13 protein-coding genes are annotated in these 14,729 nt (G+C 53.8%); 7 read left to right on the top strand and 6 right to left on the bottom strand.

Translation table 11 applies throughout. From position 1 onward, the window contains the following. Positions 1-148: 148 nt before the first annotated feature. The 4 genes from G8S19_RS09525 to G8S19_RS09510 are packed head-to-tail and all read left to right on the top strand — an operon-like array spanning position 149 to position 5,411. Positions 149-1,750, top strand: coding sequence for a BCCT family transporter (locus tag G8S19_RS09525; protein ID WP_048211417.1), 1,602 nt, complete (start codon positions 149-151; stop codon positions 1,748-1,750). A gap of 44 nt (positions 1,751-1,794) precedes the next feature. After that, a complete protein-coding gene (gene yeaW, locus G8S19_RS09520; RefSeq protein WP_061068052.1) occupies positions 1,795-2,919 on the top strand; it encodes a carnitine monooxygenase, oxygenase subunit YeaW in 1,125 nt (374 codons plus the stop codon). 18 nt (positions 2,920-2,937) lie between these two features. Continuing rightward, the gene (locus G8S19_RS09515) at positions 2,938-4,386 is read left to right on the top strand and encodes an NAD-dependent succinate-semialdehyde dehydrogenase (RefSeq protein WP_124020941.1); all 1,449 of its coding nucleotides are present in this window, start codon (positions 2,938-2,940) and stop codon (positions 4,384-4,386) included. Positions 4,387-4,445: 59 nt separating this feature from the next. Next, the gene (locus G8S19_RS09510) at positions 4,446-5,411 is read left to right on the top strand and encodes a PDR/VanB family oxidoreductase (RefSeq protein WP_124020942.1); all 966 of its coding nucleotides are present in this window, start codon (positions 4,446-4,448) and stop codon (positions 5,409-5,411) included. Positions 5,412-5,459: 48 nt separating this feature from the next. On the opposite strand, the gene rnd is transcribed toward G8S19_RS09510, so the two are convergent. The 5 genes from rnd to G8S19_RS09485 form a co-directional block, all read right to left on the bottom strand. Next, positions 5,460-6,575: a ribonuclease D gene (rnd, locus tag G8S19_RS09505; RefSeq protein ID WP_061068055.1), complete on the bottom strand. Its 1,116-nt coding sequence runs from the start codon at positions 6,573-6,575 to the stop codon at positions 5,460-5,462. A gap of 84 nt (positions 6,576-6,659) precedes the next feature. Further along, entirely contained in the window at positions 6,660-8,345 is a 1,686-nt protein-coding gene (gene fadD, locus G8S19_RS09500) for a long-chain-fatty-acid--CoA ligase FadD (protein ID WP_005122193.1), read from the bottom strand. Between the two features lie 204 nt (positions 8,346-8,549). Next, complete coding sequence (locus G8S19_RS09495; RefSeq protein WP_048211412.1) at positions 8,550-9,134, bottom strand: Slp family lipoprotein; 585 nt, start codon at positions 9,132-9,134, stop codon at positions 8,550-8,552. A gap of 94 nt (positions 9,135-9,228) precedes the next feature. After that, on the bottom strand, positions 9,229-9,924 hold the full coding sequence (gene tsaB, locus G8S19_RS09490) for a tRNA (adenosine(37)-N6)-threonylcarbamoyltransferase complex dimerization subunit type 1 TsaB (RefSeq protein WP_048211411.1): 696 nt from the start codon (positions 9,922-9,924) through the stop codon (positions 9,229-9,231). A 58-nt stretch (positions 9,925-9,982) separates the two neighbouring features. Further along, positions 9,983-11,893, bottom strand: a complete 1,911-nt coding sequence (locus tag G8S19_RS09485) for an ATP-dependent DNA helicase (RefSeq protein WP_115601890.1) — start codon at positions 11,891-11,893, stop codon at positions 9,983-9,985. A gap of 141 nt (positions 11,894-12,034) precedes the next feature. Between G8S19_RS09485 and G8S19_RS09480 the strand changes: the two genes are divergently transcribed. Further along, a complete protein-coding gene (locus tag G8S19_RS09480; protein WP_005122186.1) occupies positions 12,035-12,379 on the top strand; it encodes a RidA family protein in 345 nt (114 codons plus the stop codon). A gap of 6 nt (positions 12,380-12,385) precedes the next feature. Here the strand turns inward: G8S19_RS09480 and G8S19_RS09475 are convergent, their stop codons facing one another. Continuing rightward, positions 12,386-12,565, bottom strand: a complete 180-nt coding sequence (locus tag G8S19_RS09475; RefSeq protein WP_003020986.1) for a YoaH family protein — start codon at positions 12,563-12,565, stop codon at positions 12,386-12,388. Between the two features lie 83 nt (positions 12,566-12,648). Here G8S19_RS09475 and pabB point away from each other — a divergent pair, with 83 nt between their 5' ends. Further along, positions 12,649-14,010 carry an aminodeoxychorismate synthase component 1 gene (pabB, locus tag G8S19_RS09470; RefSeq protein WP_253686490.1) on the top strand — a complete coding sequence of 454 codons (1,362 nt, stop codon included), beginning with the start codon at positions 12,649-12,651 and terminating at the stop codon, positions 14,008-14,010. Between the two features lie 3 nt (positions 14,011-14,013). Then, a complete protein-coding gene (locus G8S19_RS09465; protein ID WP_048211408.1) occupies positions 14,014-14,592 on the top strand; it encodes a CoA pyrophosphatase in 579 nt (192 codons plus the stop codon). Positions 14,593-14,729: the final 137 nt, after the last annotated feature.

The following is a 14,729-nucleotide window of genomic DNA, read 5'->3' as shown; positions in this document are numbered from 1 at the left end:
ATTGCTTCACGCATCAGGCAATTGTTTAATTCATGTAAAGAACAAATAATAAAATTGTTAAATACGAAGCGACAAAATCTTACCCTACAGCATGATAACAACGACAGGCTAATGCCAAACGCGGGCGACTATGCCCAGGAGATCATCCATGTTGAGCAACGTAAAGAAAAAAGATGTGCCACTGATAGCCATCAGCCTGGTGGCTATTCTTTTTATCGCCGCCACACTCAGTTTCTTCCCTCAGCAGTCTGCACAAGTTGCAAATACCATTTTTAACGGCGTGACCCGAATGCTGGGTTCCGCCGTGCAGATCCTGGTCCTCATGGCCATGGGGCTGGTTGTCTGGCTGGCCACCAGCAAATACGGCAATATTCGCCTCGGTGAAGGTAAAGCGGAATACAGTACCCTTTCCTGGCTGTTTATGTTTATTTGCGCTGGATTAGGCTCCTCCACGCTCTACTGGGGGGTTGCTGAATGGGCTTATTACTACCAAACGCCGGGGCTGAACATCGCCCCACACTCACAAAAGGCCCTGGAATTCAGTCTGCCTTACTCCTTTTTCCATTGGGGGATCAGCGCATGGGCGACCTACACGCTGGCCTCGTTAACCATGGCCTACCATTTCCATGTGCGTAAAAATAAAGGCTTGAGCCTGTCCGGGATAATTGCTGCTATCACCGGCGTTCATCCACAGGGCGTATGGGGAAGACTGGTCGATTTGATGTTCCTGATCGCCACCGTCGGCGCGTTAACCATCTCCCTGGTCGTTACCGCTGCAACCTTCACTCGTGGTTTATCAGCACTCACCGGTTTACCGGATAACTTCACGGTGCAAGCCTTTGTGATCCTGTTCTCTGGCGGCATTTTCTGCCTGAGCTCCTGGATTGGCATCAACAATGGTCTGCAACGTCTGAGCAAAATGGTCGGCTGGGGGGCATTTTTACTGCCGTTGGTGGTACTGATTGTCGGCCCAACCGAATTCATCACCAATAACATCATCAACGCTATTGGCCTGACGACACAAAACTTTTTGCAGATGAGTCTGTTTACCGATCCACTCGGTAACGGTGAGTTTACCCGCAACTGGACGGTGTTCTACTGGCTGTGGTGGATCTCCTACACCCCGGGCGTCGCTATGTTTGTCACGCGCGTATCCCGCGGTCGCAAAATTAAAGAGGTTATCTGGGCATTAATCCTCGGTAGCACCGTTGGCTGCTGGTTCTTCTTCGGGGTGATGGAGAGCTACTCTATCCATCAGTTTGTCAATGGCGTGATTGATATCCCGCAGATCATGGCAACGCAGGGCGGAGAAACGGCTGTGCAGCAGGTACTGATGTCACTGCCTGCCGGGAAGCTGTTCCTGGTCGCGTATCTGGCCATCATGATTATTTTCCTTGCCTCGCATATGGATGCTGTGGCCTACACCATGGCAGCCACCAGCACACGTAATCTACAGGAAGGGGATGATCCTGAACGTGGCTTACGTTTGTTCTGGTGTGTGGTCATCACATTAATTCCATTATCAATTTTATTCACCGGTGCGTCTCTGGAAACAATGAAGACCACGGTGGTACTGACCGCCCTTCCCTTCCTCGCCATCCTGTTGGTAAAGGTCGGCGGTTTTCTTCGCTGGGTACGGCAGGATTATGCCCATGTTCCTGCTCACCAAATTGAAAGTCATCTTCCCGAAGCACCGGGCGACGCGCCTGTCACGCCACCGGCTGGGACACTACTCAAAGGCGGCAATTAAGCGCCAGTCAAAAATCTTCTTACTCACAAATTAAAGGTAATCCAATGAGCAATCTGAGCCCTGAGTTTATTCTGCCGCAAAATTTTTGTGCCAATCCGCAGGACGCCTGGACTATCCCGGCACGGTTCTATACCGACCAGCAGGCTTTTGAACACGAACAAGAGAACGTGTTTGCCAAAAGCTGGATTTGTGTTGCCCACAGCAGCGAACTGGCAAAGCCAAATGACTATGTCACGCGTGAAGTGATTGGTGAGAACATCGTGCTGGTGCGTGGCCGCGATAATGTACTGCGAGCATTCTACAACGTCTGCCCGCATCGTGGTCATCAACTGCTGAGCGGCGAAGGGAAAGCCAAGAACGTGATTACCTGCCCCTACCACGCGTGGGCATTCAAACTTGATGGCAATCTGGCTCATGCCCGTAACTGTGAAAACGTCGCCAACTTTGACAGTGAGAAGGCTCATCTGACACCAGTGCGACTCGAAGAATATGCCGGTTTTGTATTCATCAATATGGACCCGAACGCCGGTAGCGTTGAAGATCAGCTTCCGGGACTGGCAGCCAAAGTCGTCGAGGCCTGCCCTGACGTGCACGATCTGAAACTCGCCGCGCGTTTCACTACCCGCACGCCGGCCAACTGGAAAAATATCGTTGATAACTATCTGGAGTGCTACCACTGCGGTCCGGCCCACCCTGGTTTTTCCGACTCAGTACAGGTTGACCGTTACTGGCATACCATGCACGGCAACTGGACGCTGCAATACGGTTTTGCCAAACCCTCTGAACAATCGTTTAAGTTCGAAGAAGGTGTTGATGCTGCGTTCCACGGCTTCTGGTTGTGGCCGTGCACCATGCTTAACGTCACGCCAATCAAAGGCATGATGACCGTTATTTATGAATTCCCGGTGGATGCAGAAACCACACTGCAAAACTACGACATCTATTTCACTAATGAAGAGCTGACCGAAGAGCAAAAAGCGCTGATCGAATGGTATCGCAATGTCTTCCGCCCTGAGGATTTACGCCTGGTTGAGAGCGTACAAAAAGGTCTGAAATCACGTGGCTATCGTGGACAGGGACGCATTATGGCGGATACCAGCGGTAGCGGAATCTCCGAACATGGCATTGCCCATTTCCATAACCTGGTCGCTCAGGTGTTTCAGGATTAATCAGTGAAGGAGTTAGTCATGACCGTTTTTCAGACTTCACTTTTTCGCCAGCAGGCGTTTATCGCCGGACTGTGGTGTGATGCCGATGACAGTAACACGTTGTCGGTCAGCAACCCGGCAACAGGGGCCGTTCTGGGACAAATTCCCAACATGGGAATGTCAGAGGCGCAACGCGCCATTGATGCCGCCTCTCAGGCGCTTCCTGCCTGGCGGGCAATGACCGCAGCCCAACGTTCCACGTTGCTTAAAGCCTGGCATCATTTAATTCTCGACAACAAAACGGCGCTGGCGCAAATCATGACCGCCGAGCAGGGCAAACCGCTGGCTGAGGCGGAAGGAGAGATTGTCTATGCCGCGTCGTTTATTGAGTGGTTTGCCGAGCAGGCTAAACGTACTAATGGCGAGATTATCCCCTCGCCTGCGACGGATAAACGGTTGATGGTTATCCGTCAGGGTATCGGTGTCTGCGCGGCAATAACACCATGGAACTTCCCTGCGGCAATGATCACCCGCAAAGCCGGTCCCGCGCTGGCTGCAGGTTGTACGATGGTAGTAAAACCGGCCAACGAAACACCGTTTACCGCTCTGGCGCTGGCAGAACTTGCACGTCAGGCCGGTATTCCGGCGGGTGTTATCAATGTCGTGACCGGAAAGTCCCGCGAAATTGGTGCATTGTTCACCGCAGACGATCGCGTACGCAAACTGTCGTTTACCGGCTCTACCGAGGTAGGGCGCGTACTGATGCGCCAGTGTTCCGATTCTATCAAAAAGGTTTCACTGGAGCTGGGCGGCAACGCGCCGTTTATCGTATTTGAGGACGCGGATCTCGACAAAGCCGTTGAAGGCGCGCTGGTGGCTAAATTCCGCAATGCCGGACAGACCTGTGTTTGCGTGAACCGTTTTTACATTCATCAGGCTGTTTATGACGCGTTTTGCGAGAAATTCGTGGCCCGGGTCGCCGCTATGAAAGTCGGCAACGGTGAGCAACCCGGCGTACAAACCGGTCCGCTGATCAATAGCGCCGCCGTCGACAAAGTGCAGTCGCTTCTTGATGACGCGCTGACGCGGGGCGCCACGCTATTAACCGGGGGTCAACGCCATGCTCTGGGAGGAAACTATTTTACGCCCACCGTCATCGGCAACGTGCAGCCGGGCACGCAGTTGCTCCAGGAAGAGATATTCGGACCGGTCGCCGCGCTGGTGAAGTTTGAAGATGAACAGGATGCGATCCGCCAGGCAAATGACACCATTTATGGACTGGCATCCTACTTCTACAGCAATGATGCCGCACGCATCTGGCGTGTTTCAGAGCAACTGGAGTATGGCATGGTCGGTATTAATACCGGACTGATCTCGAATGAAGTCGCCCCTTTCGGTGGTGTGAAGCAATCAGGGCTGGGGCGAGAAGGTTCTGAACACGGTATCGAAGATTACCTGGAGATGAAATATCTCTGCCAGGGGCTGTAACGACAGATTCCGGCGCGCCGGGTAACCCGCGCCGGACAGAATTTTTAGGGAGTGCCGCAATGTCTGAATATCAAATGCGAGAAGTTCAGGTCAGTCAGATTGAAACGATTACCGCGCATGTAAAGCGCTTCACCTTAACGGCTGCCTCAGGCGATCCGTTGCCTGCGTTCCAGGGCGGCAGCCATATCATCGTGCAGATGCGCGATGGCGAAAATCTCTATAGCAACGCGTACTCGCTGATGAGCTCGCCGTTGGATACCCGCACCTGGCAAATTGCTGTGCGCCTGGAGGAGAATTCCAAAGGCGGCTCACGATACCTGCATCAGCAGGTCAAACCCGGCGATACGCTGACGATTTCCACGCCCAATAATCTTTTCGCCCTCGAACCGCAGGCGCAAAAGCATTTGTTAATTGCTGGCGGCATCGGTATTACGCCCTTCCTGTCGCAGATCCCGGAACTCGAAAGCGCCCAGGCACAGTGGCAGCTACATTACTGTTCACCCAGCCCTGAAAACTGCGCGTTTCATGATGAACTGAAACAGCACCGCCAGGCCGATCGCATTCATCTGCACCTTTCGAGTGAAGGCACACGCCTCGACCTGGCACATCTGCTTGCCGATGTAGAACCCGGCACCCATATTTATACCTGCGGCCCGGCCGCGCTTAACGATGCCGTAAGAAGCGAGGCCGCCCGCCACGGTCTGGATAACAATACGCTACATTTCGAGCAATTTGCGGTAGAAGATAAGAGCGGTGATGCTTTCACCCTCGTGCTGGCACGTTCCGGACGTGAGTTTGTCGTTCCGCAAGAGATGACGATTCTGCAGGTTATCGAAAATAACAAAGCTGCCAGAGTCGAGTGTCTGTGCCGTGAAGGCGTGTGCGGTACCTGTGAGACGACGATTCTTGAAGGGGAAGCGGATCACCGCGATCAATACTTTAGCGACGACGAAAAAGCCAGCCAGCAGAGCATGCTTATTTGCTGTTCACGTGCCAAAGGCAAACGCCTGGTGCTTGATTTGTAGAATTTAACCGACCGGATAAGCGATGGACTCCCCGGTCGGCCTGAACGCTTACTGTGGATAGTCCAGCAGCAGCGTCTTGAGGCGGTCGGCCATCAGTTCGCCACGCCAACCGGAAATCAGCTCCGGCAGGGACGCCTGCGGCTTTAATTTCCAGTGCCAGTTGAGCAGTTGGTTGATTTGACGACGCGAAGCAAGGAGTTCCACGCTAAGATTCTGCTCCGCACTCACATCGGCCACCAGGGCTTTAATGGCTTTGAATGCCTTGCGATAACCCGGCATATCCATCAGATTCAGCAACGGTTGCGGCAGCGACTCTTCCGGTAAGGCCTGTGCCTTTTCTACCAGGGAGATCAGTGTCTTGCCGTGGAAGCGAATTTCGCTCCCGGAAAGTCCCAGACTATCCAGCTCGCCCAGACTGCCCGGCATATAACGGGCCACCGCCCACAGATGCTCTTCACGCACCACGAAGTTTACCGCCAGATCGCGCTCGCGCGCTTTACGCAGTCGCCAGTCGGCAAGCAGTTGCAGACAGGCGAGCTGACGGGTACGCAACTGCCAGGCATTGGTAATTTCTCGCCACGCATCTTCGGGTGCCAGAATTTCCTGACGACGCTGTTGCATCAAACGACATTCGTCCAGCGCGGCGGGCAACCAGCCGGACGCATCGGTTTCTGCCATGAGTTTTGTGGTGATCGGTAATAAATACCAGACATCTGCCGCCGCATACTCGCACTGCCGCTCAGTCAGCGGTCTGGCCAGCCAGTCGGTACGTGATTCACTTTTATCCAGCACCACCCCGGTGAACTCTTCCACCATCGCAGCAAAGCCCCACGACAGTGGACGCCCACAAAAGGCGGCCAGAATCTGTGTATCGATCAGTGGTTGCGGGAGCTCACCAAACGTGTTGAGAAACACTTCGAGGTCTTCACTTCCGGCATGCAGGAATTTGGTGATCGCAGTGTCACGCAGGATATCGCGCAGCGGCGACCAGTCGGTGATCCCCTGCGGGTCAATCAGAGCAACGTGTTTGCCATCAAACAGCTGGATCAGTCCCAACTGCGGGTAGTAGGTACGCGTGCGAACAAATTCGGTATCCAGGGCTATCGCCGGAAATTCACGAACGGCTTCGCACAGCGTGGCCAACGCGTCGTCCGTGGTGATCATTTGATAATTCAAATCGTGCTCTCTTAGGTTTTCGCCAAAAAAAACGCCGGATTATCCGGCGCTTTCTGCTGGCTGTCTTAACGCTCAGCCTTTATTGTCCACTTTGCCGCGCGCTTCGTCACGTAATTCTCGTCGCAAAATTTTACCGACGTTAGATTTCGGCAACTCATCACGGAATTCCACCAGCTTCGGTACTTTATAGCCCGTCAGGTGACGACGGCAGAAAGTAACCAGCGCTTCATCGGTTAACGAGGCGTCTTTCTTCACCACAAAAATTTTCACCGCTTCACCGCTGCTGCCTGATGGAACGCCAACGGCAGCCACTTCCTGCACACCTGGATGTTGCATCACCACGTCTTCAATTTCGTTCGGATAGACGTTAAAGCCGGAGACCAGGATCATATCTTTCTTACGATCAACAATACGCAGGAAGCCTTCATCATCCATCACCGCAATATCGCCGGTGTGCAGCCAGCCGTCTTTGACGATTTCGTCTGTGGCGTCTGGTCGCTGCCAGTACCCCAGCATCACCTGCGGACCTTTCACGCACAGTTCGCCCGGTTCTCCCGGTGGCACTTCGTTGTCGTCATCATCCACCAGTTTGACCTCGGTAGACGGAACCGGTAACCCGATACTGCCGCTATGGTAGTCGATATCGTGAGGGTTGACGCTCACCAGCGGAGCGCACTCCGTCAGGCCATAGCCTTCCAGCAGATACTGCCCCGTCAGCTTCACCCAACGTTCCGCTACCGCCTGTTGAACCGGCATCCCGCCGCCTGCAGAAAGGTGCAGTGACGAGAAGTCCAGTTGCTGGAACTCTTTGTTATTCAGCAGCGCGTTAAACAGCGTGTTGACGCCGGTCATCGCGGTGAAGGGATATTTCGCCAGCTCTTTTACCAGTCCGGGAATATCGCGCGGGTTGGTAATCAGCAGATTTTGACCGCCCAGCTCAATAAACAGCAGGCAGTTCATCGTCAGCGCAAAAATGTGATACAGCGGTAGGGCTGTTACCACCAACTCTTTGCCCGGATGCAGCAACGGACCATAGGTGGCATTAACCTGCTCCAGGTTAGCCAGCATGTTACGGTGCGTGAGCATTGCGCCTTTCGCCACACCGGTGGTACCACCGGTATACTGCAGGAAAGCCAAATCTTCTGACACGACTTCCGGCTTCACATACTGCATGCGGTAGCCGTTTTGCAGCGCACTGCGAAACGAGATGGCATCCGGCAGGTGATATTTCGGCACCAGACGCTTGATATATTTCACGACGAAGTTAACCAGCGTCCCTTTGGCGGTGGACAACTGATCGCCCATACGCGTCAGGATCACGTGTTGCACAGACGTTTTGTCGACTACTTTTTCCAGCGTGTGGGCAAAGTTAGAGACGATGACGATCGCCGATGCACCGCTATCGTTGAGCTGATGTTCCAGCTCGCGAGGCGTGTACAGCGGGTTCACGTTCACAACTATCATGCCAGCACGTAAAATCCCAAACAGTGCAACGGGATATTGCAACAGGTTGGGCATCATCAGTGCCACGCGATCGCCCTTTTTCAGTCCAAGTCCTTGTTGCAAATAAGCCGCGAATGCCCGACTGCGCTCTTCGAGTTTGCGGAAGGTCATCACCTCCCCCATGTTCATAAACGCGGGTTGATCGGCATACCGTCTTACTGAGTGTTCAAAGAGTTCCACCAGGGATTGATAACGGTCAGGATTGATCTCCGCGGGAACACCAGCGGGATAACGGTTAAGCCAAACCTTTTTCAATACATCACCTCTAAAATGCGTATTCGTCGTCATCACAACCCCAGGCAATAAACAAACTGTTAACATAATATTAACTCAGCGTACCAGTTTGTTTATTACACAACGACAAGGTTGCGAAGCACGTCACTATTTATTTTTCTTATATCCACGTTAATGCAGAAACAGCGGACGAGCCGCTGTTTCTTTTATCATTAAAACAAAGAGTTACTCTGTTACTATCGTCTGAACCTGCGCGGGACCGGGATTGTACCATCCCCATCCGCCGTAGCCACCGTAAGGCCAGCCACGCGCACCGTAGAACCAGGGGTCAATCGGCTGCGGAGGCATCACAATTTGCTGAGTAATATGCCAGCGTTTATAACCGGTTACCTGCATCAGCATGAACTTATACGGTGTACTACCAATTTTTCCGTCCACAGTTCCGCTAATGGGTCCGACGACGGTGACCAGTTGACCACGAAAATCTACCGGGTCGAGGAAACCGTTAACATCGGCATAAATTCGCCCGCGTGACGCTTCGCCCAGAATCGGTCGTGCCCCGCTATCGAGCGGCATAGTGGCGATCTCCAGTCGGGATTTCCCCTGCTGGTTTTGAATATCCACCACCTTACCGCCAAAACGTGCTTCTTGTCCGACGTACAACTGCGGCGCATTCATCACCCGCACCAGATCCTGCTGCGGTGTCGGGCTCGAACCTTTAATCGCATCCGGGATGGTGACACAGCCGCTTAGCGATAACGCCAATACGCCTGCCAGTACACCTTTCAATAACTGCTTTTGCACCACCATATTGCGACTCCCTTTTCTTAGCCTCTGCCCGGACATGTTCGCGATGCTGTGTATTGACATCAGTGCGAATTTACCAGGGATGTACTACTAAGATTCATTCTTTACCGGGAAGTTTCTTCCACGCCACGGTGTTACGTAAATAAACCGGTTCAGCATGTTCAACCGCCACGGTCTTACCGGCAGCCAGCATTTGCGTGGCGACAGGCAGCATATCTTCTGCCGCAGGAAGCAATACGTCGCCATCGTTCAGCATCAGACCACTATCTTTGCCGAGTTCAGGCCAGGCTGGCCAGCCCGTGCCAACGGTTACCCAGTCGCCAGAAAGCTGCAGCAGGCGATCGTGTACCTGCTCCGGCGTTAACACCGCTTCTGTCTCTTCGCCGTGCCAGATGCCATCTTCATCACGCTGGTATTCAGCCCAGTACACTTCACCCATACGCGCGTCAATCGCCGCCAGTACGCGAGTCGCGCCCGACTTACGCCAGGCCCCCTGCGCCATTGTCGCCAGGGTGGAGACGCCGATCATCGGTAAATTCGCGCCTAACGCCAGCCCCTGGGCAATGCCAATCCCAATACGGACACCGGTGAAACTACCGGGACCGCGCCCAAATGCCAGGGCGTCAATGTCGGTTAACGTGAGATCGCCAGCGGCCAGGATTTCCTCGACCATCGGTAAAATTCGTTGGGTATGTTCTCGTGGGCAAAGCTCGAAGTGAGCCTTGATAGTACCGTCATTCCACAGGGCAACAGAGCACGCCTCTGTGGCGGTATCGATAGCCAGAATTCGCATGGGTGTTTGTGATCAGATCAATAAATTTGGCGCGCATCTTACCACACTCCGTAACAAATTACTCAGCCGATGGTATAGCAAGAAAGCGAACAGCACGCGCAATATCACGCGTGCGTGGCGCAGGCGGAAGGCTTGCCAGGAAGGTCGCGCCATAAGGCCGCATCACCAGACGGTTATCACAAATCACCAGCACACCGCGATCGTCGGCATCACGAATCAGACGCCCTACCCCCTGCTTCAGGGTGATAACCGCATCCGGCAACTGGACGTCTTCAAACGGATCGCCGCCGCGCAGTCGACAATCCTCCATTCGGGCTTTTAACAGCGGGTCGTCCGGCGAGGTAAACGGCAGTTTGTCGATTATCACCAGCGACAGCGTATCACCGCGCACGTCCACACCTTCCCAGAAGCTGCTGGTGGCAACCAGTAGCGCATTACCTGCGCTGACAAACTGCTGTAACAGTTGCCCTTTACTGGTTTCGCCCTGCAGCAGAACGGGAAGCGTCATGGTGGCGCGGAATTGTTCCGCCAGATCGCGCATCATCGCGTGCGAAGTGCACAGCATAAAGCAGCGACCGTTGTTCGCTTCGATAATGGGACGCAGCATGGAAGCCAACTGCCGCGCAGCCCCCGGCTGGTTGGTTTGCGGGAGATTACGCGGCACGCACAGCAGCGCCTGACGGGTGTAATCAAATGGACTCGGCAGTAGCATCGACTCGGCATCGTCAATACCCAGCCGCGCGGTGAAATGATGGAGGTCATCGTTTACCGACAGCGTCGCGGAGGTAAAAATCCAGCAGCCCGGTTTTTGCTCCATCACTTCTTTGAATTTGTCGGCCACGGTAAGCGGCGTCAATGCGAGCGTAAAATGGCGGGAGGTGCATTCATACCAGTAGCTGAAGCCTGGCTGGTTGATCTCTTTCAGACGCTTCAGGCGAGCACGGTAAAGCGTGGCACGTTCAAACGCAGCATCCAGCAAGGCAGAACGGCCGAGAGACAGCTTCGCCACGTCATAACAGAGCTCAAGTGTGTCATCGAGCAGCAAAAACGCGCGCTGCACGCGCTGGTCAGCCAGCAGTTCACGCAGATTTCCACGATAGCCGGGCTCGCCGAGCTGTAGGCGAAAGTCCTGCGCGCTTTGCGCCAGCCGGTCCGCGCATTTTTGTAACTGCTGGGTGTCTTTCAGCTCGGTGCGATAGGCAATGGTGATGTCTTTTGCCAGATCCAGCAGTTGGCGACTGGAAAGCGATTGACCAAAGTACTGGCTGGCGATATCCGGTAGCTGATGGGCTTCATCGAAGATCATCACGTCTGCCTCGGGGATTAATTCACCAAATCCACTCTCTTTCACCACCATATCAGCGAGAAACAGATGATGGTTCACCACGACGACATCCGCTTCCATCGCCTTCTTGCGCGCTTTAACGACAAAGCACTCTTTATACAGCGGGCAGTCGCTGCCAAGGCAATTATCGTTTGTGCTGGTTACCAGCGGCCAGGCCTGAGAGTCTTCCGCCACGCTGACGCAGGTGCTGATGTCGCCATCAAGCGTTTGATTTGACCATGAGCGCAGCAGTATGACATCGCTTAACGTTTGTACCGGTAGATCGCCCCCCGCCAGCGCCTGCTGTTCGAGGCGTTCCAGACACAGGTAGTTGGAGCGCCCTTTTAGCAACGCCAGCTTACCGGTGAATTTCAGTGCTTTGGCAACGGTGGGAAGATCGCGACTGTAGAGCTGATCCTGCAACGCTTTCGATCCCGTCGACACAATCACTTTCTTTCCAGCGCGAAGCGCCGGGGCGAGGTAAGCGTATGTTTTACCTGTGCCAGTGCCGGCTTCTACAACAAGCGGTTGTGATTTTTCAATGGCATGACTGACAGCAATCGCCATCTGTCGCTGTGGTTCACGCGGTTTAAAACCCGGTATCGCTTTAGCCAATTGACCGTCTGCTGCAAAATCGTCCGTCACACTGCCCCCTGTTCATTTGAACAGGGATTATGTCAGGCCAGCGGGTCTTTCGCCAGTTGAAGAGGTGACGCGGGCGCAACATTATGGCAGTCTTGGCGCAATCTGAAGCCCATGAAGAAAAATGCAAATAAGGAATGATTTATGACGATTGTGCGCATTGATGCTGAAGCTCGTTGGTCTGACGTGGTTATCCATAACAACACGTTGTACTACACCGGCGTGCCGGAGAATCTGGATGCAGACGCTTTTGAGCAAACGGCAAATACGCTGGCGCAAATTGATGCGGTGCTGGAAAAACAGGGTAGCGACAAGTCACGAATCCTTGATGCCACCCTTTTTCTGGCGGACAAAAGTGATTTTGCCGCCATGAACAAAGCCTGGGATGCGTGGGTCGTTGCCGGTCACGCGCCGGTACGTTGTACCGTTCAGGCCGGATTGATGAACCCGAAATACAAAGTCGAGATCAAGATTATCGCTGCGGTTTAAGCGGCGCTACTCGTCTTCATCTTCAAAACGCGCCACGATCCGTTCACCGGTATGGCTGGCGCGTAGCTCTTCAGCAACCAGAGCAATCGCCTGTCCGCTGCTCATCCCCTGCGACATCAGTTCCTGAATCCGCTCTACTGCTTTTTGCTGCTGCTCATGACTGAGTGAAGGTAAACCTGCAAACATTGTTAACTCCTGCTAAATTGTCTGCGCTAATTATTTCATGCTACCGGGCAGTTAGCCAGTAGAGTAGCAACGAGTCAGGACTGATGAAGACGTTATCTCCCACAGTAATCACATTACCCTGGTGTCAGGACGCCGCTGAACGCTATTTTTCGACCTTAAGCCATCTGCCCTGGGCGATGCTGTTGCATTCAGGTCATGCCGATCATCCGCATAACCGTTTTGATATTCTGGTCGCCGACCCTGTAGCGACCCTGGTTACGCGTGCACAGGAGACTATGGTCAAGGACAGGCAAGGCATTTTGCGCACGCTTGATGACCCGATGAAAGTATTATATTCAACGCTAACCGCTCAGGCTATTCAGCCTGATTATCATCCCGACCTCCCGTTCCAGGGCGGCGCACTGGGTTTGTTTGGCTACGATCTGGGCCGCCGCTTTGAATCGCTGCCAAATATTGCCGAACGCGATATTGCCCTGCCGGATATGGGCGTCGGTATCTATGACTGGGCGTTGATTGTCGATCACCAGCTACAGACTGTATCACTGCTTAGCCATAGCGATGTGCATGCCCGTCTGGCGTGGCTCGAAAATCAACTGCCGCCGGTACGCGAGCCATTTACATTAACGTCGGCATGGCACTCGAATATGAGCCGTGAGCAATACGGCGAAAAATTTCGTCAGGTGCAGCACTATTTGCACAGCGGCGACTGCTATCAGGTCAACCTGGCCCAACGTTTTCAGGCGCAATATCAGGGAGATGAATGGCAAGCGTTTGTGCAGCTCAATCGCGCTAACCGCGCGCCATTCAGTGCGTTTATACGCCTGGAAGACGGCGCAATCCTCAGTCTGTCACCGGAACGCTTTATTCAACTGGAAGATCAGCATATCCAGACACGCCCCATCAAAGGTACGCTACCCAGACTGGACGATCCTGATGCCGATCGCCAGCAAGCCGACAAGCTGGCAAATTCGCCAAAGGATCGGGCGGAAAACCTGATGATCGTCGATTTGATGCGTAACGATATCGGCCGCGTCGCCGTGCCCGGCTCGGTACAGGTTCCGGAACTGTTTGTGGTTGAACCCTTCCCGGCCGTACATCATCTGGTCAGTACCATTACCGCGCGTTTACCAGAGTCATTGCATGCCACCGACCTGCTGCGTGCCGCCTTCCCTGGTGGCTCCATCACCGGCGCGCCAAAAGTGCGGGCGATGGAAATTATCGACGAACTGGAGCCGCAAAGACGCAACGCCTGGTGCGGCAGCATTGGTTATCTGAGCTTTTGCGGCAATATGGATACCAGCATCACCATTCGCACACTGACAGCCACAAACGGACAAATTTATTGCTCCGCTGGCGGTGGCATTGTTGCAGACAGTCAGGAAGACGCGGAGTATCAGGAAACGTTTGATAAAGTGAATCGTATTTTGCACCAACTGGAGAACTGACACGTGGAATACAGCAGCCTGACGCTTGATGATTTTTTATCGCGCTTCCAACTCCTGCGCCCGCAGGTCAATCATGCCGCGTTAAACCAGCGCCAGGCCGCCGTACTGATCCCTGTCGTACGCCGTGCGCAGCCGGGATTGCTGTTAACCCAGCGATCCGTTCATCTGCGCAAGCACGCCGGACAGGTCGCCTTTCCCGGCGGTGCGGTGGACAGCAGCGATGCTTCATTGATTGCCGCCGCCCTTCGCGAAGCGCAGGAAGAAGTGGCGATCCCACCTTCTTGCGTTGAGGTGATTGGCGTGCTGCCACCGGTCGACAGCGTTACCGGATTTCAGGTCACGCCAGTGGTAGGTATTATCCCGCCAAATTTACCGTATCGCGCCAGTGAGGATGAAGTGTCTGCAGTGTTCGAAATGCCGCTGGCGCAGGCCCTGCATTTAGGTCGCTATCATCCTTTGGATATCTACCGTCGCGGTGATTCACATCGTGTATGGCTTTCCTGGTATGAGCACTATTTCGTCTGGGGAATGACCGCCGGAATAATTCGTGAGCTGGCGCTGCAAATTGGCGTCAAGCCCTGACTATACTTATCTTTACGCACGCCATAGACAACTTGAAACTCAGGTCACAACATTAGTAAAACCGCGGTTATCTATTAGTTTAATTCATGTGAATAGTTAAGCCGATCGCCGCGTTCCCTCTTACACTATGCGCAGTT

The sequence above is a fragment of the Citrobacter sp. SX206 genome, assembly GCF_024181025.1.
GTDB lineage: Bacteria > Pseudomonadota > Gammaproteobacteria > Enterobacterales > Enterobacteriaceae > Citrobacter > Citrobacter youngae.
This window is presented reverse-complemented; position numbering and strand designations above follow the sequence as displayed.

Coding starts and splice junctions, on each gene's coding strand:
- G8S19_RS09525 (WP_048211417.1), top strand. CDS start 149: ATGTTGAGCAACGTAAAGAAAAAAGATGTGCCACTGATAGCCATCAGC.
- yeaW (WP_061068052.1), top strand. CDS start 1,795: ATGAGCAATCTGAGCCCTGAGTTTATTCTGCCGCAAAATTTTTGTGCC.
- G8S19_RS09515 (WP_124020941.1), top strand. CDS start 2,938: ATGACCGTTTTTCAGACTTCACTTTTTCGCCAGCAGGCGTTTATCGCC.
- G8S19_RS09510 (WP_124020942.1), top strand. CDS start 4,446: ATGTCTGAATATCAAATGCGAGAAGTTCAGGTCAGTCAGATTGAAACG.
- rnd (WP_061068055.1), bottom strand. CDS start 6,575: ATGATCACCACGGACGACGCGTTGGCCACGCTGTGCGAAGCCGTTCGT.
- G8S19_RS09495 (WP_048211412.1), bottom strand. CDS start 9,134: ATGGTGGTGCAAAAGCAGTTATTGAAAGGTGTACTGGCAGGCGTATTG.
- tsaB (WP_048211411.1), bottom strand. CDS start 9,924: ATGCGAATTCTGGCTATCGATACCGCCACAGAGGCGTGCTCTGTTGCC.
- G8S19_RS09480 (WP_005122186.1), top strand. CDS start 12,035: ATGACGATTGTGCGCATTGATGCTGAAGCTCGTTGGTCTGACGTGGTT.
- G8S19_RS09475 (WP_003020986.1), bottom strand. CDS start 12,565: ATGTTTGCAGGTTTACCTTCACTCAGTCATGAGCAGCAGCAAAAAGCA.
- pabB (WP_253686490.1), top strand. CDS start 12,649: ATGAAGACGTTATCTCCCACAGTAATCACATTACCCTGGTGTCAGGAC.